Source organism: Moorena producens PAL-8-15-08-1 (genome assembly GCF_001767235.1).
Taxonomy (GTDB): domain Bacteria; phylum Cyanobacteriota; class Cyanobacteriia; order Cyanobacteriales; family Coleofasciculaceae; genus Moorena; species Moorena producens_A.
Genome location: NZ_CP017599.1, coordinates 9,427,474 through 9,445,866 on the forward strand (window position 1 = coordinate 9,427,474; position 18,393 = coordinate 9,445,866).

An 18,393-nucleotide genomic window follows, 5' to 3' on the forward strand; every position below is an offset into this window, starting at 1 on the left:
CAAAGGTAGTTTTTCTAGGGTTAATTCTCCGATGCCTCTAGGCATTAAAGCAGGTTTTCAGTAGAAGCAATTTAGGGCATGCACTCAATCACGGAAATATAGAGTTCTTAGAAGAACCAGCCGTAGGAATGTAAGCCTTTACCCAATAGATTGACTCCTAGATAGCAAACCCAGACAACTAGAAGTCCTGTCCCTGCCAAAATTGCTGGTCGGCGTCCTTGCCACCCACGGGTAATGCGGGCATGGAGATAGGCAGCAAACACTAGCCAAGTAATTAATGCCCAGGTTTCTTTTGGGTCCCAACTCCAGTATGAACCCCAAGCCTCGTTTGCCCAAACGGCACCGGCAATAATCCCAATGGTGAGCAGAGGAAACCCCAGCCCAATAATACGATAGCTGATATTATCGAGAGTGTCGGCAATATTAAGCCTCTGGGGTGAGAGGGTGGATGCTGTGGATACTGATGGTACTGGTGAGTCGGGGGTAGTTACTAAATCGAGCACTGCTGTAGTACTAGCTGCATTACTCTGTCCCAGTTCAGCTAAAGGGGATGAGGTATCAGAGGTAACTACAGGCTGAGAAATTGGTTGATTACCGTTGCGCTGTAGTTTAAAAGTGGAATTCCCTGGTAAGTTATTCGGTACGTTAGTCTTGCTGCGATAGCCACCAGTGCCGACAGAACTTCCTCGCAGTTCCACGTTCTGACCACGGGTAATCACTAAAAATGCGATCGCTACCAGGGAACCGACCATCAGGGTGGCGTAACTTAGCATCATGATACTAACATGCATCATTAACCAATTGGATTTCAGAGCAGGTACCAATGGAGCACTTTCCTGCATGTCTGGTGGTAGGGATAGAGCCGCAAATGCGGTAATTCCCATGGCTGCTGGTGCAGTAGCCACCCCTACCAATCGGCTGCGACTCATGTTTTCAGCAATTAGATGAACTGTGGTAATTCCCCAGGTCAGGAAAAACAGGGATTCATAGAGATTACTGATCGGGAAGTAGCCTGCCTCTAGCCATCTTGCTCCGAGTAAGGTAGCAGTGCAAAGGTTGGCGGTTGCCATCCCTGATGTTCCTAAGGGTGACAAATAAGGGATTTTAGGAAAAGCCGCTCCTACCCAGTAAATTAACATCGTCACAAACAGGACGAAAAAGGCAATATTATCTAATTTGTTCTGGAGTGTAACCAGATCCATACAGCGTTCTCTCTCAAGTAAATTTTGTATAAAGCTTATATTATTGCAGCATTAGTACTATCCTATCCCTTCGATGTGCCCCTTTTGATAGAGTGCTAGTGCCTGATACCGAGTTGTATTCAAAAATAGTAGATTGGTTGGATAGGGAGATGGGGAGAAACGGGAGATGGGGAGATGGGGAGATGGGGAGAAACGGGAGATGGGGAAATTGGGGGAAGAGAAAGTTGTATGTTTGACCGCAACTTGGTATGAGTACCCACATTCCGCCCCCTCAAGTTTGAGACTTGCGGTTCCTTCCTACAAAAAAAGCGCCCTTCCTTACAGAAGAACGCTTTATTGTAAGAGGTGCGATCGCTCGCGCCTCTTTCCCGGGTCAAGATTAACCATTGATGATAGGAGCACTCACAGCAACTGGAGCCACCTCACTAGCAGCCAAATCGAGAGGGAAGTTGTGAGCATTACGCTCGTGCATCACTTCAAAGCCCAAGTTAGCCCGGTTAAGCACATCAGCCCAGGTGTTGATGACGTGACCTTGAGAATCAAGCACTGACTGGTTGAAGTTGAAGCCGTTCAGGTTGAAGGCCATAGTGCTAATACCCAAAGCGGTAAACCAGATGCCAACAACTGGCCAAGCACCCAAGAAGAAGTGCAAGGAACGGCTGTTGTTGAAGCTAGCATACTGGAAGATCAAACGGCCAAAGTAACCGTGAGCAGCAACGATGTTGTAGGTTTCTTCTTCTTGACCGAACTTGTAACCATAGTTCTGAGACTCGATTTCGGTAGTCTCACGAACCAGGGAAGAGGTCACTAGAGAACCGTGCATCGCACTAAACAGCGCACCACCAAATACACCAGCTACACCGAGCATGTGGAAGGGGTGCATCAGGATGTTGTGCTCTGCTTGGAATACGAACATGAAGTTGAAGGTACCACTGATTCCTAGAGGCATGCCATCAGAGAAACTGCCTTGACCAATGGGGTAGATCAGGAAAACAGAGGTAGCGGCAGCCACAGGGGCACTGTAAGCTACGCAAATCCAAGGACGCATACCCAGACGATAGCTCAGCTCCCACTGACGACCCATCCAGCAGAAGATGCCAACTAGGAAGTGAAACACAATCAGCTGGTAAGGGCCACCGTTGTATAACCATTCATCCAAGGAAGCGGCTTCCCAAATCGGGTAGAAGTGCAAGCCGATAGCATTTGAAGAAGGTACAACGGCACCAGAAATGATGTTGTTACCGTAGATCAGAGAGCCAGCCACCGGTTCACGGATACCGTCGATGTCCACCGGAGGAGCAGCGATGAAGGCGATGATAAAGCAGATGGTAGCGGTTAGCAAGCAAGGGATCATCAAAACACCGAACCAGCCTACGTAGAGGCGGTTATTGGTGGAGGTAATCCAGTTACAAAACCGATCCCAAAGATTGCCGCTTTCACGACCTCTTAATGTAGTTGTCATGGTTCAAATATTATGGCAATTAACGGAAAGTGCCAGAGGTAAAGATGCGGTGCGATCCCGGTCGGGTTTCACGACAAGCGTGAACGCGCACCAAGAGAATAGTCTTCTTGCCTTGGCTTATGATTAATACTATTAACAGTGACATACTCCCACACTGACCTTACAGGTTCAGTGTGGGCTTCTTGCCAACTCCACCCAACGGTTCGGATACTCGGCAAGCTTTATTAACGACACGGGATGCCCCTCCGCGCCGGAACAATACAAAAATTCGATTTTTTCGCTAGTTAAATAGCTGACAAACCAGCATTTTCGGCTTTGTTTATCAGTACATATATTATAGCAATTCCATACATACTCTGTGCAAAATTCATCCCACACCTAATGCGCATTAGGTGTGGGATGAATTTTGCCGGACAGCTAATCTTGAATCTGCACGTTTTTTGATATTTCTTAATATCAACGAAATTTTTACTTAGTTTATTTTGCATTTATTCAATTAATTACACATTTATTTGCTTTAATTAATCTTTAGTTAACTAACTTTAAAAATCGAAATAAATGTAAGGGAGACCACTCTGAGGAGCAAACAACCAAACTACGTAGAGACCTACTGGTACCAACAACAACTTCACCGGCCAGTTGAGTTGTAATTTCAGACCCCTTCGGATACTGTAAACCCCAGCCATTGAGGCTGCTAAGCTAACTAACAGCAGAACAACCCAGAAGCGTTCCATACCAATAGCGGTTAAGTATACTTTTTGACCAAATTGGATGTCAGCTGGGTGACCCCAGAGATTCTGGATGACTAAACTGGCTTGTTTAAGATTGGGAATGCGGAAAAAAATCCAGGCAGTAAACACCATAAATTGGGTCAAAAACCAGCTGACCAAGACCCCTGACCAACTTTGCCACCAACGTTTTATCCCATCTCTATTTTCACAGAAAGCTTCGGTCAAGCGATGAAGGACTAAGGCTAGACCATGCAAGCCACCCCAGGCTACAAATCCCCAAGCTGCTCCATGCCAGATACCAATAATCACCATTACAATGAATAGGTTAAGGCAGGTACGAGCAACCCCTTTACGGGAACCGCCCAAGGGAAAGTAGAGATAGTTACGGATCCAATCCCCTAGAGTGATGTGCCAGCGACGCCAGAAATCCGCAATGCTGATACTGAAATAGGGAAAATCAAAGTTTTCTGGAAGATTAATGCCCAGTAACATTGCACTACCACGGGCAATGTCTACATAACCGCTGAAATCGAAATAGAGTTGTAAACCGTAGGCAAAGATAGCTAACCATAAATCTCCACTACCAGCCCGTTCTATATTGCCAAAACACAAATCAACAAAAATCCCAATGTGGTCGGCTAACAGTGCCTTTTTAATCGCACCAGATGTAATCAACCAAAGCCCTTCTGTTCCTCGGTCAAGACTTGGAAATTGTAAGGTTTTCAGTTCAAGGGCAAACGGATGATAACGAGTAATTGGACCAGAAATAAGTTTAGGAAAAAATAACTTATAAGCAGCAAACTGGAGTAGATTACGAGTGGCAGGAGCCCCACGATAGACATCAATGATATAAGCAATACCCTCAAATATAAAAAACGATATTCCTAGAGGGACAATTAAGTTATCCCTAATCCAATTAGCCCCATCTTGGGCAATGGTAAAGTTGGGAATTACTGCTAAGTTTGACAATAGAAAAGGAATATACTTGAAGCCCAGCAAAAAGATAACATTTAGAAAAATACCTAGCCACAGTAGTCTTAATCGTCGGTTATTCCAAAAACTATCAGCCAATAGCCATTCTTCATTGGAGAGATGATAATTAGTAGCATGGGAACCAGCAACTGTATTCGTCCCTAGTGCTTGTCCAAAGTAAAAATTAATTAAGGTAATCAATACCAACAGGGGAATGTACTGGATTTGTAGTGAAGCATAAAATATTAGACTGCTAATTAATAAAAGCAAAAGTTTTAGTTTCGGAGAACCTGTGGCAGCTGTAGAACGTTGCACCAACCAGTAGATTCCCAAAACGGCTAACAAGAAACAGCTGTAGGTAATCGAAATAAATGACATAAAGATAAAGGATGAAGGATGTTCCCCTGATACCGTTACGGTAGGGTAGGCTGAAGGATTATAGCGCTACGCACAAGGCAAGAGGCAAGAGGCAAGAGGCAAAAGTTTACTAAAACAGCGTTTCAGCTTTTATAAATGTCCTAAGCTTAATTCGTAGTGCTATAATATCGTTTTCATTTGAATACTTATAGCGGTTTGCGTAGCGGTGCGATCCCGGTCGGGTTTCCCGACAAGCGTGAACGCGCACTAAGAGAATGGTTGCGTATAATTACAAATCTTGACGACTGACGACTGACTACTTGTGGTTGCGGTGCGACCTCGGTCGGGTTTCCCGACAAGGGTGAACGCGCACCAAGATAATTGTAATTAAGGAAGGTTGCAAACCGCTATATACTTATTGAGTGTTCGTCAATTTGAAACTGATTAATAATTAATGATTAATCACTAATCATTAATCACTAATTACTAATGACCAAGGCATGATTGGATCTTTAGCCAACTGGTTAGAAACTTGGTAAGCACCATACCGGTTGAGATGGCTGGGGTCAGAAAAGTAGTCATGTTTAGTTAGCAACATCTTATTGAAATCTCGGAAAATTAATCCCCCTTCTAAATCAAAATTGTACATGTATCGCTGAAATTGTTTTTCATATTTTGTCCGAACTGGATCTAAATATTCTTTAGTCAGGGGTAGGTTGACCATAACGATACTAAGGTCATGCTTCTGGGCAAATTCCATCAAATTTCTTAGGGCTCTGTCTTGCTGACCTCCTAGCTGAAAATACCGGTAATCACCATCATAAATACCGGGAACTTTAGGATGTTTTTGGTAGTAGGTAGCGGTGTTAAAACGAGTTGACAGGGGAAGGAATCCATCAAAGTCAATTTTCCAGGTTGGGGATAATGTATTTTGAGGCTTTTTGGCAGTCTCGGTTGTGTCTGGTTGCAGGAACTTTTCTAGGTCAACCAACTTTTCCTGTAACAGAGATTTGAGCTGGCTTCGGTGAGGATAAGTTAACGAAATTTTGGCTATTGATTCATTTAGCCAGCCACTGATGAACTGATATCCATCATTCAAAACCTCTAGAGGTTGGTCTGTGGTATCTGTCGGTAATGGCGGTTCTTTAGTGCGGTTCGGAAAAACTCCTGCCATTAGAGCTTCGTAGCCTGGTGATGCGATAATCGAGTTGTAGGTAGCATCAACTCGACCATTGTTAAAGGCTCTGACCCCATCAGCCCAAATAATCAATTTAGGCAGTTGCTCTGGAGTTAAGACGCGCCGAACCATGAAGTCTACTACCTGAGCTGTGGCACCATTAACCCCAAAGTTAAAGACGTCAATGTCAGGATAGCCCTGTTCTTCTAAGGCATCTTGCAGGGCAATGGGATCGATTCCCCGCATGGCCCTGGAACTCCCCATAATCAGGACATCAGGGATACCACTCTGAAGCAGGCGTTGTTGGTACAGAGCTAGCTTTTCATCTAACATCTGGTTATTGAATGAAGGATTAGGCGATCGCGCTGCAGCCAGCATGGCTGCCATGGTGGCATTGCCGTTTTCATTCACAATCACCATGGTATCCCCAGGAGCAGTAAACCCAGAGGTGTTGAAGTTTTCAGTCCCGAGACCCGCCCCTTTTTGCAAAGATAGTTGGGGCAAAGCAATGGGTTTGGGTGATGAGTTAGTCACTGCCTTTACTTCCGCTGACGGTGAGGCTTGAGACTGTAGGAGCTCACTAAAACGCCAATCTGTGATCAGTGTTAGTAGTAATCCTGCTACGCCCCATACCATGGCTACTCCTACGCCTTGGATAGATAATTTCCCCTTGGCCTGTCTCTTGTCTGAGAAGGCTGCCATGTCTTGGTTTTCTAAAGTTGGTACAAATAGCTGAGAGTAGCATAGTAAACGCTGGAGTATGTAAACTAGACCATCAACTGCTCCTTTTAAACCCTGGTTGAGATCGTCGTGGGTTAGATCACGACGCAGTACTGGTTCCCCAGTGGGAGTTACCAAATCACTCAGGTAGGCATCTGAGGCAGCAAACTCTGGGGTAGCTTCTGGGACTAGACGCTGTCGATGAACAAAATCAACTCCATAGTTCCAGGAGGGGGAGGTACCACCAGCTCGACGTCCATAGAGCCGTAACCCAGTAATTTCGGACATAGCCAGTTGCTCTAGGAAGCGGGTAATTTTTCGAGTGACCTGAGATTTTCGAGGACAGACCGTTGCCTCGCTCATGATGTGCAACAAGTCTTGTTTACGGCGAATTTTCACCCTTATTCCACCTGTTACCAATCGTTGGTCAATGTCGGGATTGAGTAAGCGCTCCAACAAAAAGGTCAAGGCATCGTGATGCCCTGTTTGGGCTAAGGAATAGGTGGATTCTCCTAAACTCTGGTGGTCTGCTGCTGGTAAGTTGAGCCAGTGAATCCAGGCTGGGGATTCGGTTTCTGGCAGTAAGGAATTGTTGGCAGCTTGACCATTCTTGCCAAAGGGGGGTTGGAGAGAGTCAGCTTGCTGAGACAGTAATGTTTGACTAGGGAACTGAGTTGAGTCTACACCATAAATAGTTGCACCCTGGATTCCTTGAGGAGCGATTAAATCCAGTACTGAGGCAATAGCACTGACTACAGTTTCTTTTTCTGGGGCAATCGTTTTCCGGCGGTGAATGACGCTACAAAATACATGTAGGGTGCTTTCTTTGAGAATGGCTCGAACGGTTATTCCCACCGCTGCCAACCCCTGATTTAATAACCGCTGGATTGCTTCTACATCTCCCCAACGAGCCCATTCCTTGAGGACTTGTTCTGGAGGGGTCAAATCCACTCGCTGCTTCCAATCAGGAGTGGCTTCCCCACTTACCTGAAAGCAAATGACGGCATCTCGAAACCCTTGGAGTTGCAAGGAATGTAACCGGTCGATGATCGGCTCAGATAGTAAGGAGGGATCGGGGCTGTAATGAGAATTACAAATTATCCAGAGCCGTCGGTTAGGGGGTGAAGGGTGACGGTTAGTTTGTTTAACATTAGAACTTGCCCCGGAAAATCTTCTAGCTTTGGAATCTTGGTGTTGGATCCGGACTTTAACACTGACACTTAGGTAACTGAGGGATTCACTGAGATAACGAGCGATCGCATCTGGTTCTCCAGAACGGGCAAGACTTTCGTTTGAGACAGTTAGGTCCGCATCAGTGGTTATGGCGTCGAAAGACGTCTGGGAAGATTGCTTAGAAGCATGAGTAGTATCATCGGTCGGTAGTTTGATAGCAATTTGCTTAATCCAGTCTGGACGCTTCTGCCCCACTCGACGTCCATAAACAATTATTTGATAGATCGGGTTTGCTAAGTCTAGGGGAAACTGAGCTTCTCCCTGTTGCAGTTTCAGGGCTTTGATAAGGCGGTTGACTACCTTATTGGCTTCTACTCCCTGAGGGTGTTCACACAGAATGTGCAAATTGTTCCCTCGCAAACGGATTCGTATGGATAACCCAGGTTGCCTAATGGCACAATAAGCCCACTTGCTAAGGGAGGACGGAGGAGCTTTTGGGAGACGCTGATCGACATCCAACATCACAAATTGATTAACTGGACTGGTAACGGACGAATGATTTCTTCATATCTTAGATGCTCGCCTCGATTAAAGCACAATTTTGTTAAAACTATAGGACTTACGGAGTTTAGTTGTTTTTGCTCCCCTGCCCCCCAAGCTAGGGATAATGGGTGCCCTTGCGTAAGTCCTGGATTACTGATTTGTTGGGCAAATCAAATTCATTTAGCTAACAATAGAGGTTGAAATCCTGACTGACAGCACTAAATGGCAATCGGTTCTCGAGTCAATACTACTTCGGTAGCAGCCCATTGCTGCCTAACTTCTGCTCAAGGGAACTTATGTTAAATTTTCGCCTTTGTTTAGTTCATTTGTACTAAAAATAACCGATATGTCTTCTTCTCAACCAGAAATACCAGAAATTCGGTCTGCTGACCTGTTTAATTTAGAAATGCCCACAAAATTCTTCGTAAGTCTAGGGACTGCTCCAATGCTCTTAGGTATACTCTCAATAAAAGCTATGGGTTCATGGTTAGAAACCACAGGTATTAGTAGTGAGGAAGTGTTTCGAGGGCAGAGACTGCCTGTTCTCCCCTTTCCAGATTTGGATGATGAAGATGATCAATAGTTGAAATTTAATTCAAATTTGCTGATATTAGTCGTGGATACTGCCATCGGGCAAAACTGCACCCCTGAGGTTTGCCCCTGTCAGTTTCACCAAGAGCTTACCATTAGAACCCACTTTAGCTCCACTCATGTCAGCTCCACTCAAATCAGCTCCACTCAAATCAGCTCCAATCAGATTAGCCTCTCGTAAGTTAGCCTTACTGAGGTTAGCTTGAAATAAATTGGCTCTAAAGAGATTAGCACCTTCGAGGTTAGCCTCGGCAAGATTGACCCGATGGAGAAAGCAGTCTTTTAGGTTAGCCTGACTTAAGTTAGCGGATTGGAGATTCCGATTTGAGAAGTCTCGTTCTTTGAGGTCTGCTCCCCTAAAATCAGCACCACTCAAGTCAGGAGGGGCTTTGGGAGCCCGAGTTTGAGCGGGAGTGGATGGCTGGGTTCTAGAGTTACCGGGGGGCTGGGCAGTCCGAGCTTGGGCTTGAGTAGTCCGAGTTTGGGCGGGAGTGGATGGTTGGGCTCTTGATTCAGCAGGGGGCTTGGGATTCTGAGGTTGGGCGGGAGTGTATGGTTGGGCTCTTGATTCAGCAGGGGTCTTGGGAGTCCGAGTTTGGGCGGGAGTGTATGGTTGGGCTCTAGCGTTAGCAGGGGTCTTGGGAGTCCGAGGTTGGGCGGGAGTGTATGGTTGGGCTCTAGCGTTAGCAGGGGTCTTGGGAGTCCGAGGTTGAGCGGTCGTCGATGGTTGGGCTCTAGATCGTTCTGGTTGTTTGTATTTGTAATAGTTTGGTGGGTTTGGCTGGGCTGATGGTGGTGGTTTTGGTCTTGGATTTGAATTACGATAATTCCGATACTGTGTTCTGCCCCTAGCTTGCTTTTGTGAAGCAGTGGGTGATTTATGATGCGATCGCAATTTTTCTCGTGCCTGATTGAGTAACTTAAGTTTTTCTTCAGCTTTTTGCTTGAGGCGAGGATTATCCTCAGGAACACGATCGGGATGCCAAATAAATGCTAAATCCTTGTAAGCCTGGTTCACTTCTTCCGGTGATGCTCCAGGCTCGAGTTCAAGAACTCTATAGCATTGCTCTAGCTCATTTTGCTTCACCACCATATTATGTGTAACCTAGCGACTTTTCGTTTCTCGACTCTAGACTATCAACTATAGGCTTGCTTGTGTTTTTCGTGGGTAGCCTACAGACTACCGGTTACAGCCGAGAATTTATCAATATCAATCCTAATGATATCTTCTTGATTTATCAGTTACCTGCTATCAGCTATCAGTTATCAGCTATCAGCGAACAGCGATTAGCGCACTTATCACAGGCTAGAAGCCTGTGCCACGCACGCTACGCGAACAGTTATCAGCTATCAACCAAAGACCACGCACGCTACTTAAGGTGCTATCAAGTATGAGCTAAAGGCCAAAGGCTGACGGCTGATAACTGACCGCTGACCGCTAACTACGGTTCAATGCCTTACTGCAGGATTGTAGCTACTTCTTTGGCAAAATAGGTCAATATTAAGTCAGCACCAGCCCGCTTCATGCTAGTCAGGGTTTCCATCATGACTTTTTTCTCATCAATCCAACCATTCTGACCGGCTGCTTTAATCATGGCGTACTCACCACTAACGTTGTATGCAGCAACGGGTAAATTAGTATGCTGTCTAACCCGGTGGATAACATCCATATAGGCTAAGGCTGGCTTAACCATCACCATGTCTGCCCCTTCTGAGATATCTAAGTCAATTTCTTTTAGGGCTTCAAGGGCGTTAGCGGGATCCATTTGGTAAGTCTTTTTGTCACCAAATTTAGGAGCTGAATCTAGGGCATCCCGGAATGGTCCATAATAAGCGGAGGCGTATTTAGCTGAATAGGCCAGAATTCCGACATCAGTGTAGCCTTCACCATCTAGAGCTTTACGAATTGCACCAATGCGTCCATCCATCATGTCGGAAGGCGCAACCATATCTGCCCCAGCTGCAGCTTGAGATAAGGCCATTTTTATCAAAACTTCCACGGTGGCGTCATTTAGGATAGTGCCATCTTCGGTGACAATGCCATCATGACCATCACTGGAAAAGGGATCAAGGGCGACATCGGTAATCACCACTAGCTCTGGCACTTCTTGCTTAATTGCTCTGATGGTGCGTTGGATTAATCCATCAGGGTTGTAGCTTTCAGTACCGGTAGCATCTTTCAAGTCTTGGGGAATGAGGGGGAAAAGTGCGATCGCATTAATTCCCAGCTCAAATGCCTCGGTTACTTCTTTGAGCAATAAGTCCAGAGAATAGCGGTAACACCCTGGCATGGACTTCACTTCTGGTTTTAGACCCTGACCTTCCATCACAAATACTGGATAAATCAGGTCATTAACCGTCAGTTGATTCTCTTGAACCATCCGACGAAAGGCTGCTGTACGGCGCAGACGTCGAGGCCGATGGGTTAATTGGAGTTGGTCCGAGGCTATTGACTTGTCAATCAAGTTGGGTAAGGTCATAGTGAATCCGGAAGTAGATGTGAACTTGAGTTAAGTCTGTTAAATTCGTGAGGTTTATTATCAAGCATTTTGGTTTCAAAAATTCTTCTGCGCAATAAAACTTTGATTTTACCGGTTGACTTGACGGGTGACGGTTGGTTGTCAGGGGTTAACAGGACTTACGCATTTGCCCCCTAAATCCCCCAATTCTGGGGGACTTTGACATCATTCCCCCCCAGAATTGGGGGGATAGGGGGGCGAAATAAACTTCACCGCGTAAGTCCTGGTTAAGGTAGTGGTCGATTAAGGGGAGTAAGGGATAATCGGTTGCTCGGTCTGGGGGGAGATCAGCTAGTAGGGTGCGTTAATTACGCACCCTACTGGACTAACACCTTTCAATTCAAACTCTCTTGAGAATCGAGTTCCAGTTTTTTGACCCGTTGTAGCCGTACATATCCTGATAGTAGGTATCTAGCAAATACTCGTCTTCGTGGTTTTTCAACCAATCCCTCAAATCCTTCAGTTTCCGCGCTCCTTCCTCAACTTCGGCAGCATCATCCCAGTGTTTGCGCCAATAATCCCACATTGATTGGCTCGTGTCCTCAACAATTAAGTAGTCTCCACTCTGAAAGCCATTTTGATGAAAATATTCTAGGATACCAACCAGATTGACGTGGGAGTCTTCAATCAGCAACCAAAGATGAGGCAGATCCCAAAGCATTTGACCAGGAAAGGTAGCAGCCAAGTCATTGGAATCTCCCTGAAAAAAATGCACTCGAGAGTCTTGTTTTGCTCCCTCATCTAAAAGCGAGAGATCGATATCCATCGAATAGACTCTACCTTTTATGCCAAATAGTTCCAAATGATCCGCCAACCAAATGGCGCTTCCTCCGTTAAATGCACCAAGTTCGATAATCGTTTTTGGTTGGAGTTCGTGGATTAACATAGGGTAAACCCCAATTTCGGTTACGGACTTATTCAGAATTATCCCTTTCCAAGTCTGTAACATGGCATTGTCCAGCAGAGGAATCCAAGCTTCAACAGGAATATCGCATCGATCTATTCGTTCTGAGATTTTAGCAAATCGCTTAGGATTTAACCGTTGACTATGGTGTTGTTTTTCTTGGAGAACAGTTTTATAATCCATAATTATTGTTTTAACAAATCACTTGATTGGGTCTTTTTGCTGGTAAATCATGGGTTTGTGACTCAAAACCGACTCGAGCATCGGTCGGAAATCAGACAGAGACATGGTGTCATAATTAGGGTCAAAAGATAATTGATCCCAGCGATCGCAGAAAATAATGGTTTGCTCAAAAGCCGGATGACCTTTGAACTTGTTGCGCTCATCGCGATCCCCACCAATAAAGTGCTGAAAGTAATAGCCTTGAAACACTTCGTGATGTTCTATCATCCAGGCATTTTCCGGAGACACATAAGGCCGTAAAATAGCGGCGGCCACTTGACCGTGATTGTAGGGCGCGAGGTCATCACCAATATCGTGTAGCAGGGCACAAACAACCATTTCTTCATCAGCACCATCCCGGAATGCCCGAGTGGCTGTTTGTAAGCAATGTTCTAAGCGGTCTACTTGACTTCCCATCTTATGACCGCGCAAGTCTAGCAATGTTTTAATAATTCGGTCTGTTAGACTGTTTACAAGTTCATCAAAACATTGATTCGTAAAATCCCACTGTTCCTTAGTCAGGGTATCCATTCTTGTATAACCCGTGATAGTCATAATTCCATAATCCTATTGCTTATCTGTAAAAAGACTGAACCTGGTGGAAATCCTGTCGTCCCGCAAAGTAGTTCCAATCCATATATGCTGTTTCCAGGTGTCTAGCTCCAGAACTGGCGTCAAAAGCTTTGCGTCCATGCATAATTCTCCAATTCTGCACTAACAGGCAGTCTCCAGCTTGCATCCGAAAACAGTATTCGTAAGCCGGATTTTTTAGGTAGCGAAAGAACCCATAGTAAGCTTCATAAAAGCTTTCCATCTGCTCGAATGGTAAATCTAATTCCAAATTTTTGTGGCTGAAGAATATGTTAGTTACTTCCTCAGTGTCGTTTAGTTTGATAATCGGTTTTGTCTGGGAAACATAATAATCCCAGTCCTGGTACAGTTGCCAAAAGGTGACAGGGGTTCGAGCCAAAATTTCAAAGTAGTGGGGATAATCTTGACGAAAATCCTGAGCCACACGAAACCCGTCTACTACGGTGGACTCACCCCCAGAAGCTTCATTTTCTACACAATAGAGCAGTTGGACAATGGGTGGGGTAGGGAGGAAGGTGATATCCGTATGGGGTGATAAGGCATTACCCGCTGCTGAGAGAGACAAGTCTTGACCATTTGGGATCGCCTTAACTGTGGAGTAGCGTCCGTATTGAGCTAGATAGTAAATTGGTCCAATGGAAGAGACGAAAGTCTCTAACTTCTCCCAAGGCATTTTCCGCAATAGGGTAAACCCTAGGGTAGAAAGTTGATTGATCCAGCATTCAAAAGAACCATTACCATATTCACACCACTCTGGTGGATTGGCATCTAACCAAGCTTTGTCCCAAAGTTGCTTTTCCCTAGGAGATAACCTAGGTTCCGGTTTGGGGTCGTAGGCACGACTCAGGAGCCAAGATAGGGGAAAAATACTGCGGTGGGGAGGGTCTTCATCCCAGTCAATGATGAGTTTTTGATCTTGGAACTGCACGGATTTGGGTTTTGGCAGTTCTAAGCGATCGCTGAGATCGTTAATTTTTTGAAACGAACTGGGATGATAACACCGAGGACACAAACAATGGTCATATAACCAGATGTAATGAAACCGCTTCCCAGCAAGAGTTAGAAAGCGATCGCTTTGAATTAACTCTTTCTGTAATTTAAGCATTTGTTTTTCTGTTCCTTCTAGCAGGGCAAACGCATCTAAATTCTAGAAGCCTTACTCAGAAGAGATTTCAAAAATCATCAGCATAAATACTTATCGTATTAATTTCATATCCAGTAGCCATTTCACAATAAGATGCGTTTACCCTGTTCCTTTTAGTTTGATACCAAGAACTAGGAAACTTTATAGGCCCAGACTTGTAAATAAATATCTGGTTCAGCTTCCGGTAGGTTTAGAAATGGCTCTCCTTTTTCAACTAACTTCCACTTACCAGCAGCTTCTAGAGCTGGCAGCTTTTCTTTAAAATCACTATTCTGGTAATAATCGGGACGAATAGTAAAAATGATATATCCCCCTGGCTTAGTAATACGAATTAGTTCATCAAAACCACTGCTGGGAGCATGGCCTAATGTGAAGGTTCCGACGCTAATTATACCATCAAAGGTGTCCGTTGCCAACGCTAAAGGTTCGCCCAATATTCCTTGGTGAAGTGCGATGTAAACGTTCTTTTTTCTCGCTTCTTCCAGCATCCCTGCTGAAATATCCATTGCCTCTAGATTGCCATATCCGCGCTGATGCAAAAGTTGCCCGACTAGCCCAGTTCCCGCCCCAGCATCTAAAATTTTGGCTTCTTTAGAGAGATACTTGACCAAAACCTCGATAGCTGGTTCTGGTCCGGTATAGTTCTCGGGCAGCAAATCTTGCTCGTACTCCTTAGCCCATACATCATACCTTTCGGCTAATTCTTGATTGTTTTTAGAACTGTAGACCCAATGTACCGTATCTGTTTTTTTACTCATGCTTCTCCCCAACACTATTTTCTACATTCTTAAGAGAGGTTTTAGTAATCAATTAGTTGTACAATATTCCTATATTCATCCCCATAAAACCAGAATATCTCTCTCTGGCTTTTTATCATGCTATTTACACTATTTTAAGAATTGAATTCCAGCACTTTGAACCGTTGTAACCAAATAAATCTTGATAGTAAGTATCGATACGATAATCGTCTTTATACTTTAGCAAAAAATCTTTAACACAATTTATTTTTTCTTGTTTTGCGTCTCCATTATCTTCATCGTTAAAACTTTCATTCCAATCTTTCCAGCAGTATAAGTTAGTATCCTCAACGATCAAGTAATCTCCTGTCTGTAAACCTTTGTGATGAAAATATTCAAGAATTCCAACTAGATTAACATGAGCATCTTCTATGACCAACCAAGGGTGGGGTAGTCCAGAAAGCATCTCGGCAGGAAATACCTCATCAATTTTGTTGGAATCTCCTTCTAAAAAGTGAATGCGATCGTCTTTTTTAGCTTTTTCGTCTAAGAAAGATAAATCGATATCAACCGAGTAGATCTGACCTTCAATCCCAAACAATTGCAAATTGTCTGCTAGCCAAACTGCACTTCCCCCATTAAATGCACCAATTTCAATAATTGTTTTTGGCCGTAGTTCGTACATTAGCATCGGATAAATAACCATTTCCATGGCGCTTTTCTGAATATGTAAATCTTTCCAATGCTGTTTGTAGCTGCTTTTGATGAGAGTTGCCCAAACTGCTGTGGGAATATCGCCGCGATCTTGGCGAATCTCAATACTCGCAAACCGATCCACCCTAGATAACTCTTTTTTATGAGGTTGTTCTTGCCTTAAGTTTTGATAGCTCAATATATCCTGTGCTTTTGACATTGTTTTTCTCCTGTTTTTTTTATGGAACGCGACTCAAGGGGTGACAACAAGGCTACAAAGCACTCTGGATAAGAGACTTAGAGCTGATTTGTAAACAAAAAAATAAGAAGCTAATCTTCTTGTCATCAAACGAATTAATGAACCATATATCATTCCTGTACTCATCTGTGTATATAGTTCATAGTCTTTACTCAACCGTCTAAATCGATTTAACCAACCAAATGTTCTTTCTACAATCCATCGCTTTGGAATAATTTCAAACTCTTTTGATTTCCTTTCTATCACTTCGACTCGAACAGAATCACCACACACCTGTTTGACGGCTTGAGCAAAATTATTTCCTGAATAACCGCACAGCCACCCAGACCACTTCTAATAACTTCAGTTTCTAAGCGTGCTTCAGACAAAATGACTACTGCTCCGAGCCTTTCAGAAGCATTAGCTGACCTTACTAATACCCCAATGAGTAATCGAAGAGAATCAACCTGACAACCTGTCCTTTGAACATAACAAACACCATTAAGTATCTCTGTTAAATCGACTGTTCTCGGATGTCCAAAGCCTTTCGGTTCAGCTAGTAAGGGTTTCAAAACCTCCCATTCTGTATTACTTAAATCACGTAGGATTTGGCTTTCTCGTCGGTGCGGCAATTTGAGGCAGACGTGTCATTGACCGAAATTCATTCAACCTCTGGTAGGTTATCATCTACTGATCTTAACTTTTTCTCTCTTTAGATTTTCTTTACGAATCAGCTCTAAACGGAGTCTTCTTGCTCTTAAAGATAAAACAACCCGTGAAGTTCAGTAAATTTAGCATTGCTGCGACGAATCTAGAACTGTTCAAAACTATCAATTACCAATTCTTTTTATTACCATAGAGACCCCGCAGATACAGTTAGCTCCTGCATTGTCATACCCACTGCCTCATCGCGGCAGAGAAAAGCAGCTAGTTCGCCAATTTCTTTAGGCTGTATTATCCTTTTCTGGGGGTAGCTCTGCTTAACGTCTTCAAAATATTCCGCAAAACTTCGACCTTCAGATTCAGCAAACTCTCTCATACAATTTTTGCCAAGCTCCGTTTCTACCCAACCCGGACTAATAGCATTGCAGGATACCCCATGAGGCGCTCCTTCTAAAGCCACACAACGAGTTAGCCCAACCACTGCTGCTTTAGAAGCACAATAGGCAGGAACATTAGGATTACCAACTGAGGCAGCAGTAGAAGCAATGTTGATAATGCGACCCCACTTGCGTTCGATCATTCCTGGCAAACAAAACTTGATAGTACGATAAATACCATTGAGATTAACATCAATAACACGATACCAGTCTTGATCAGGATGCTCGCAGATTTTATGCAGGTAGGTTATTCCAGCAGCATTAACCAGGATATCGACTTTACCAAAAGTTTTGAGTACATTATTGCAAAAAGTCTCAACTGAATCAGTAGAAGAGACATCTAGGGTCATTGCTAAAGCCTTAACCCCCTTTGCCTCAATTTCTGTTTGGCAAGAACTTTTCTCAGCAGAGCGGGAGCCAATGGCAACGTTAGCCCCAACTTCTGCTAAAGCAAGAGCGACGGCTTTACCGATACCAGATGTCCCACCAGTTACTATTGCTACGCGACTTTGTAAAAATTTTTCTTTATTCACATTCCTAGCCCATCAAATAATTGCGAAATCAGAAAGCTCTTCATAAACTTTCTGGGCTCCCTCAACCATGCCGACATCTTCAGGACGAATTTCCACTTTTTCTTTAGTTGGTGGCACAATCCCACTGCTACCGTCTAAAGTTTTATACCATTTAGCTCGACTCTCCATTTCATCAGGCTGACATTCCCTCCATTTATCCTCATTCCAACTCAACATTTGGGGGTAAAACTTAACTCCTATGCGTTGGCAATACTCGCTCAAAACTTTTTGGGGATGACGACGGAAGGAATTAGCTTCAACAAGGATTGGTTTCTGTTCTAATTGCTCAGTTACTATTTGCCACATTTGTTTCAAGGCATCAAAACCAAACTCCTCTTTTGTAGGAGACTCATTTACCCGATACCAGGAAGCCATTACCTCCTGAGGATGACGCACAATAAAAGTATTGATCGCAGAAGCGATAAAATCCTGATCTATGTATGGCAGTCCTTGGTAAGCCATCTCTTTCATAAAAACTAGAGGAGCTGCCTCCGTCTTTGATTTTATTTCCTCAAGGACTTGAGTAGGTTGGTAATCTTGCCGCCGATCGTAATCGCCAAAGCGATTGGAACACCGCCATTTGCTAAAGTAATAAACATCAAGGAATGGTTCATCAATGATTGCCGTATCTGGGCGTTGGGAAAAAGTTTTCTCAAAAGCGGTCGATACAGATCTTGGGGCAGTCCATAATACAACTATTTGGCCTTTATTTTTTGAGGTTTCGATAGTTTTTTTGGTCATATAA

Annotated in this window: 17 protein-coding genes and 1 pseudogene; 3 read left to right on the forward strand and 15 right to left on the reverse strand. The window is 44.1% G+C overall.

From position 1 onward, the window contains the following. Positions 1-107: 107 nt before the first annotated feature. On the reverse strand, positions 108-1,202 hold the full coding sequence (ccsB, locus tag BJP34_RS34590) for a c-type cytochrome biogenesis protein CcsB (protein WP_070396248.1): 1,095 nt from the start codon (positions 1,200-1,202) through the stop codon (positions 108-110). A gap of 98 nt (positions 1,203-1,300) precedes the next feature. On the opposite strand from ccsB, the gene BJP34_RS45245 reads away from it, so the two are divergent. Beyond that, positions 1,301-1,438: a hypothetical protein gene (locus tag BJP34_RS45245; RefSeq protein WP_158517645.1), complete on the forward strand. Its 138-nt coding sequence runs from the start codon at positions 1,301-1,303 to the stop codon at positions 1,436-1,438. Between the two features lie 143 nt (positions 1,439-1,581). On the opposite strand, the gene psbA is transcribed toward BJP34_RS45245, so the two are convergent. The 4 genes from psbA to BJP34_RS34610 all read right to left on the reverse strand — a co-directional run bounded on the left by psbA (position 1,582) and on the right by BJP34_RS34610 (position 8,199). Then, complete coding sequence (gene psbA, locus BJP34_RS34595; RefSeq protein WP_070396249.1) at positions 1,582-2,664, reverse strand: photosystem II q(b) protein; 1,083 nt, start codon at positions 2,662-2,664, stop codon at positions 1,582-1,584. A 68-nt stretch (positions 2,665-2,732) separates the two neighbouring features. Then, positions 2,733-2,882, reverse strand: a complete 150-nt coding sequence (locus tag BJP34_RS45250) for a hypothetical protein (RefSeq protein WP_158517646.1) — start codon at positions 2,880-2,882, stop codon at positions 2,733-2,735. Between the two features lie 324 nt (positions 2,883-3,206). Continuing rightward, positions 3,207-4,745: an MBOAT family O-acyltransferase gene (locus BJP34_RS34605; RefSeq protein WP_070396251.1), complete on the reverse strand. Its 1,539-nt coding sequence runs from the start codon at positions 4,743-4,745 to the stop codon at positions 3,207-3,209. Between the two features lie 451 nt (positions 4,746-5,196). Continuing rightward, positions 5,197-8,199 (reverse strand): DUF1574 family protein, encoded by a 3,003-nt coding sequence (locus BJP34_RS34610; RefSeq protein WP_229424172.1) that lies wholly within the window; start codon positions 8,197-8,199, stop codon positions 5,197-5,199. 484 nt (positions 8,200-8,683) lie between these two features. Here BJP34_RS34610 and BJP34_RS34615 point away from each other — a divergent pair, with 484 nt between their 5' ends. Further along, entirely contained in the window at positions 8,684-8,920 is a 237-nt protein-coding gene (locus BJP34_RS34615) for a hypothetical protein (protein ID WP_070396253.1), read from the forward strand. Between the two features lie 27 nt (positions 8,921-8,947). Here the strand turns inward: BJP34_RS34615 and BJP34_RS34620 are convergent, their stop codons facing one another. After that, on the reverse strand, positions 8,948-10,021 hold the full coding sequence (locus BJP34_RS34620) for a pentapeptide repeat-containing protein (protein ID WP_070396254.1): 1,074 nt from the start codon (positions 10,019-10,021) through the stop codon (positions 8,948-8,950). A gap of 71 nt (positions 10,022-10,092) precedes the next feature. Between BJP34_RS34620 and BJP34_RS41795 the strand changes: the two genes are divergently transcribed. Beyond that, a complete protein-coding gene (locus tag BJP34_RS41795; RefSeq protein WP_149031344.1) occupies positions 10,093-10,323 on the forward strand; it encodes a hypothetical protein in 231 nt (76 codons plus the stop codon). Positions 10,324-10,385: 62 nt separating this feature from the next. On the opposite strand, the gene hemB is transcribed toward BJP34_RS41795, so the two are convergent. From hemB to BJP34_RS34665, 9 genes and pseudogenes are all read right to left on the reverse strand, one after another. Beyond that, a complete protein-coding gene (hemB, locus tag BJP34_RS34625) occupies positions 10,386-11,408 on the reverse strand; it encodes a porphobilinogen synthase (protein ID WP_070396255.1) in 1,023 nt (340 codons plus the stop codon). A 379-nt stretch (positions 11,409-11,787) separates the two neighbouring features. Then, the gene (locus tag BJP34_RS34630) at positions 11,788-12,534 is read right to left on the reverse strand and encodes a CmcI family methyltransferase (RefSeq protein ID WP_070396256.1); all 747 of its coding nucleotides are present in this window, start codon (positions 12,532-12,534) and stop codon (positions 11,788-11,790) included. Between the two features lie 18 nt (positions 12,535-12,552). Next, complete coding sequence (locus BJP34_RS34635) at positions 12,553-13,128, reverse strand: HD domain-containing protein (RefSeq protein WP_070396257.1); 576 nt, start codon at positions 13,126-13,128, stop codon at positions 12,553-12,555. A gap of 19 nt (positions 13,129-13,147) precedes the next feature. Then, positions 13,148-14,269, reverse strand: coding sequence for a TauD/TfdA family dioxygenase (locus BJP34_RS34640; RefSeq protein ID WP_070396258.1), 1,122 nt, complete (start codon positions 14,267-14,269; stop codon positions 13,148-13,150). 170 nt (positions 14,270-14,439) lie between these two features. After that, complete coding sequence (locus BJP34_RS34645; RefSeq protein ID WP_070396259.1) at positions 14,440-15,066, reverse strand: class I SAM-dependent DNA methyltransferase; 627 nt, start codon at positions 15,064-15,066, stop codon at positions 14,440-14,442. 124 nt (positions 15,067-15,190) lie between these two features. Then, complete coding sequence (locus BJP34_RS34650) at positions 15,191-15,958, reverse strand: CmcI family methyltransferase (protein ID WP_083305498.1); 768 nt, start codon at positions 15,956-15,958, stop codon at positions 15,191-15,193. 105 nt (positions 15,959-16,063) lie between these two features. Next, a pseudogene (locus BJP34_RS46855) lies at positions 16,064-16,584 on the reverse strand (transposase); the annotation flags it as partial. Between the two features lie 242 nt (positions 16,585-16,826). Beyond that, positions 16,827-17,609: an SDR family NAD(P)-dependent oxidoreductase gene (locus BJP34_RS34660; protein ID WP_070396261.1), complete on the reverse strand. Its 783-nt coding sequence runs from the start codon at positions 17,607-17,609 to the stop codon at positions 16,827-16,829. Positions 17,610-17,621: 12 nt separating this feature from the next. Next, complete coding sequence (locus BJP34_RS34665) at positions 17,622-18,389, reverse strand: sulfotransferase family protein (protein ID WP_070396262.1); 768 nt, start codon at positions 18,387-18,389, stop codon at positions 17,622-17,624. Positions 18,390-18,393: the final 4 nt, after the last annotated feature.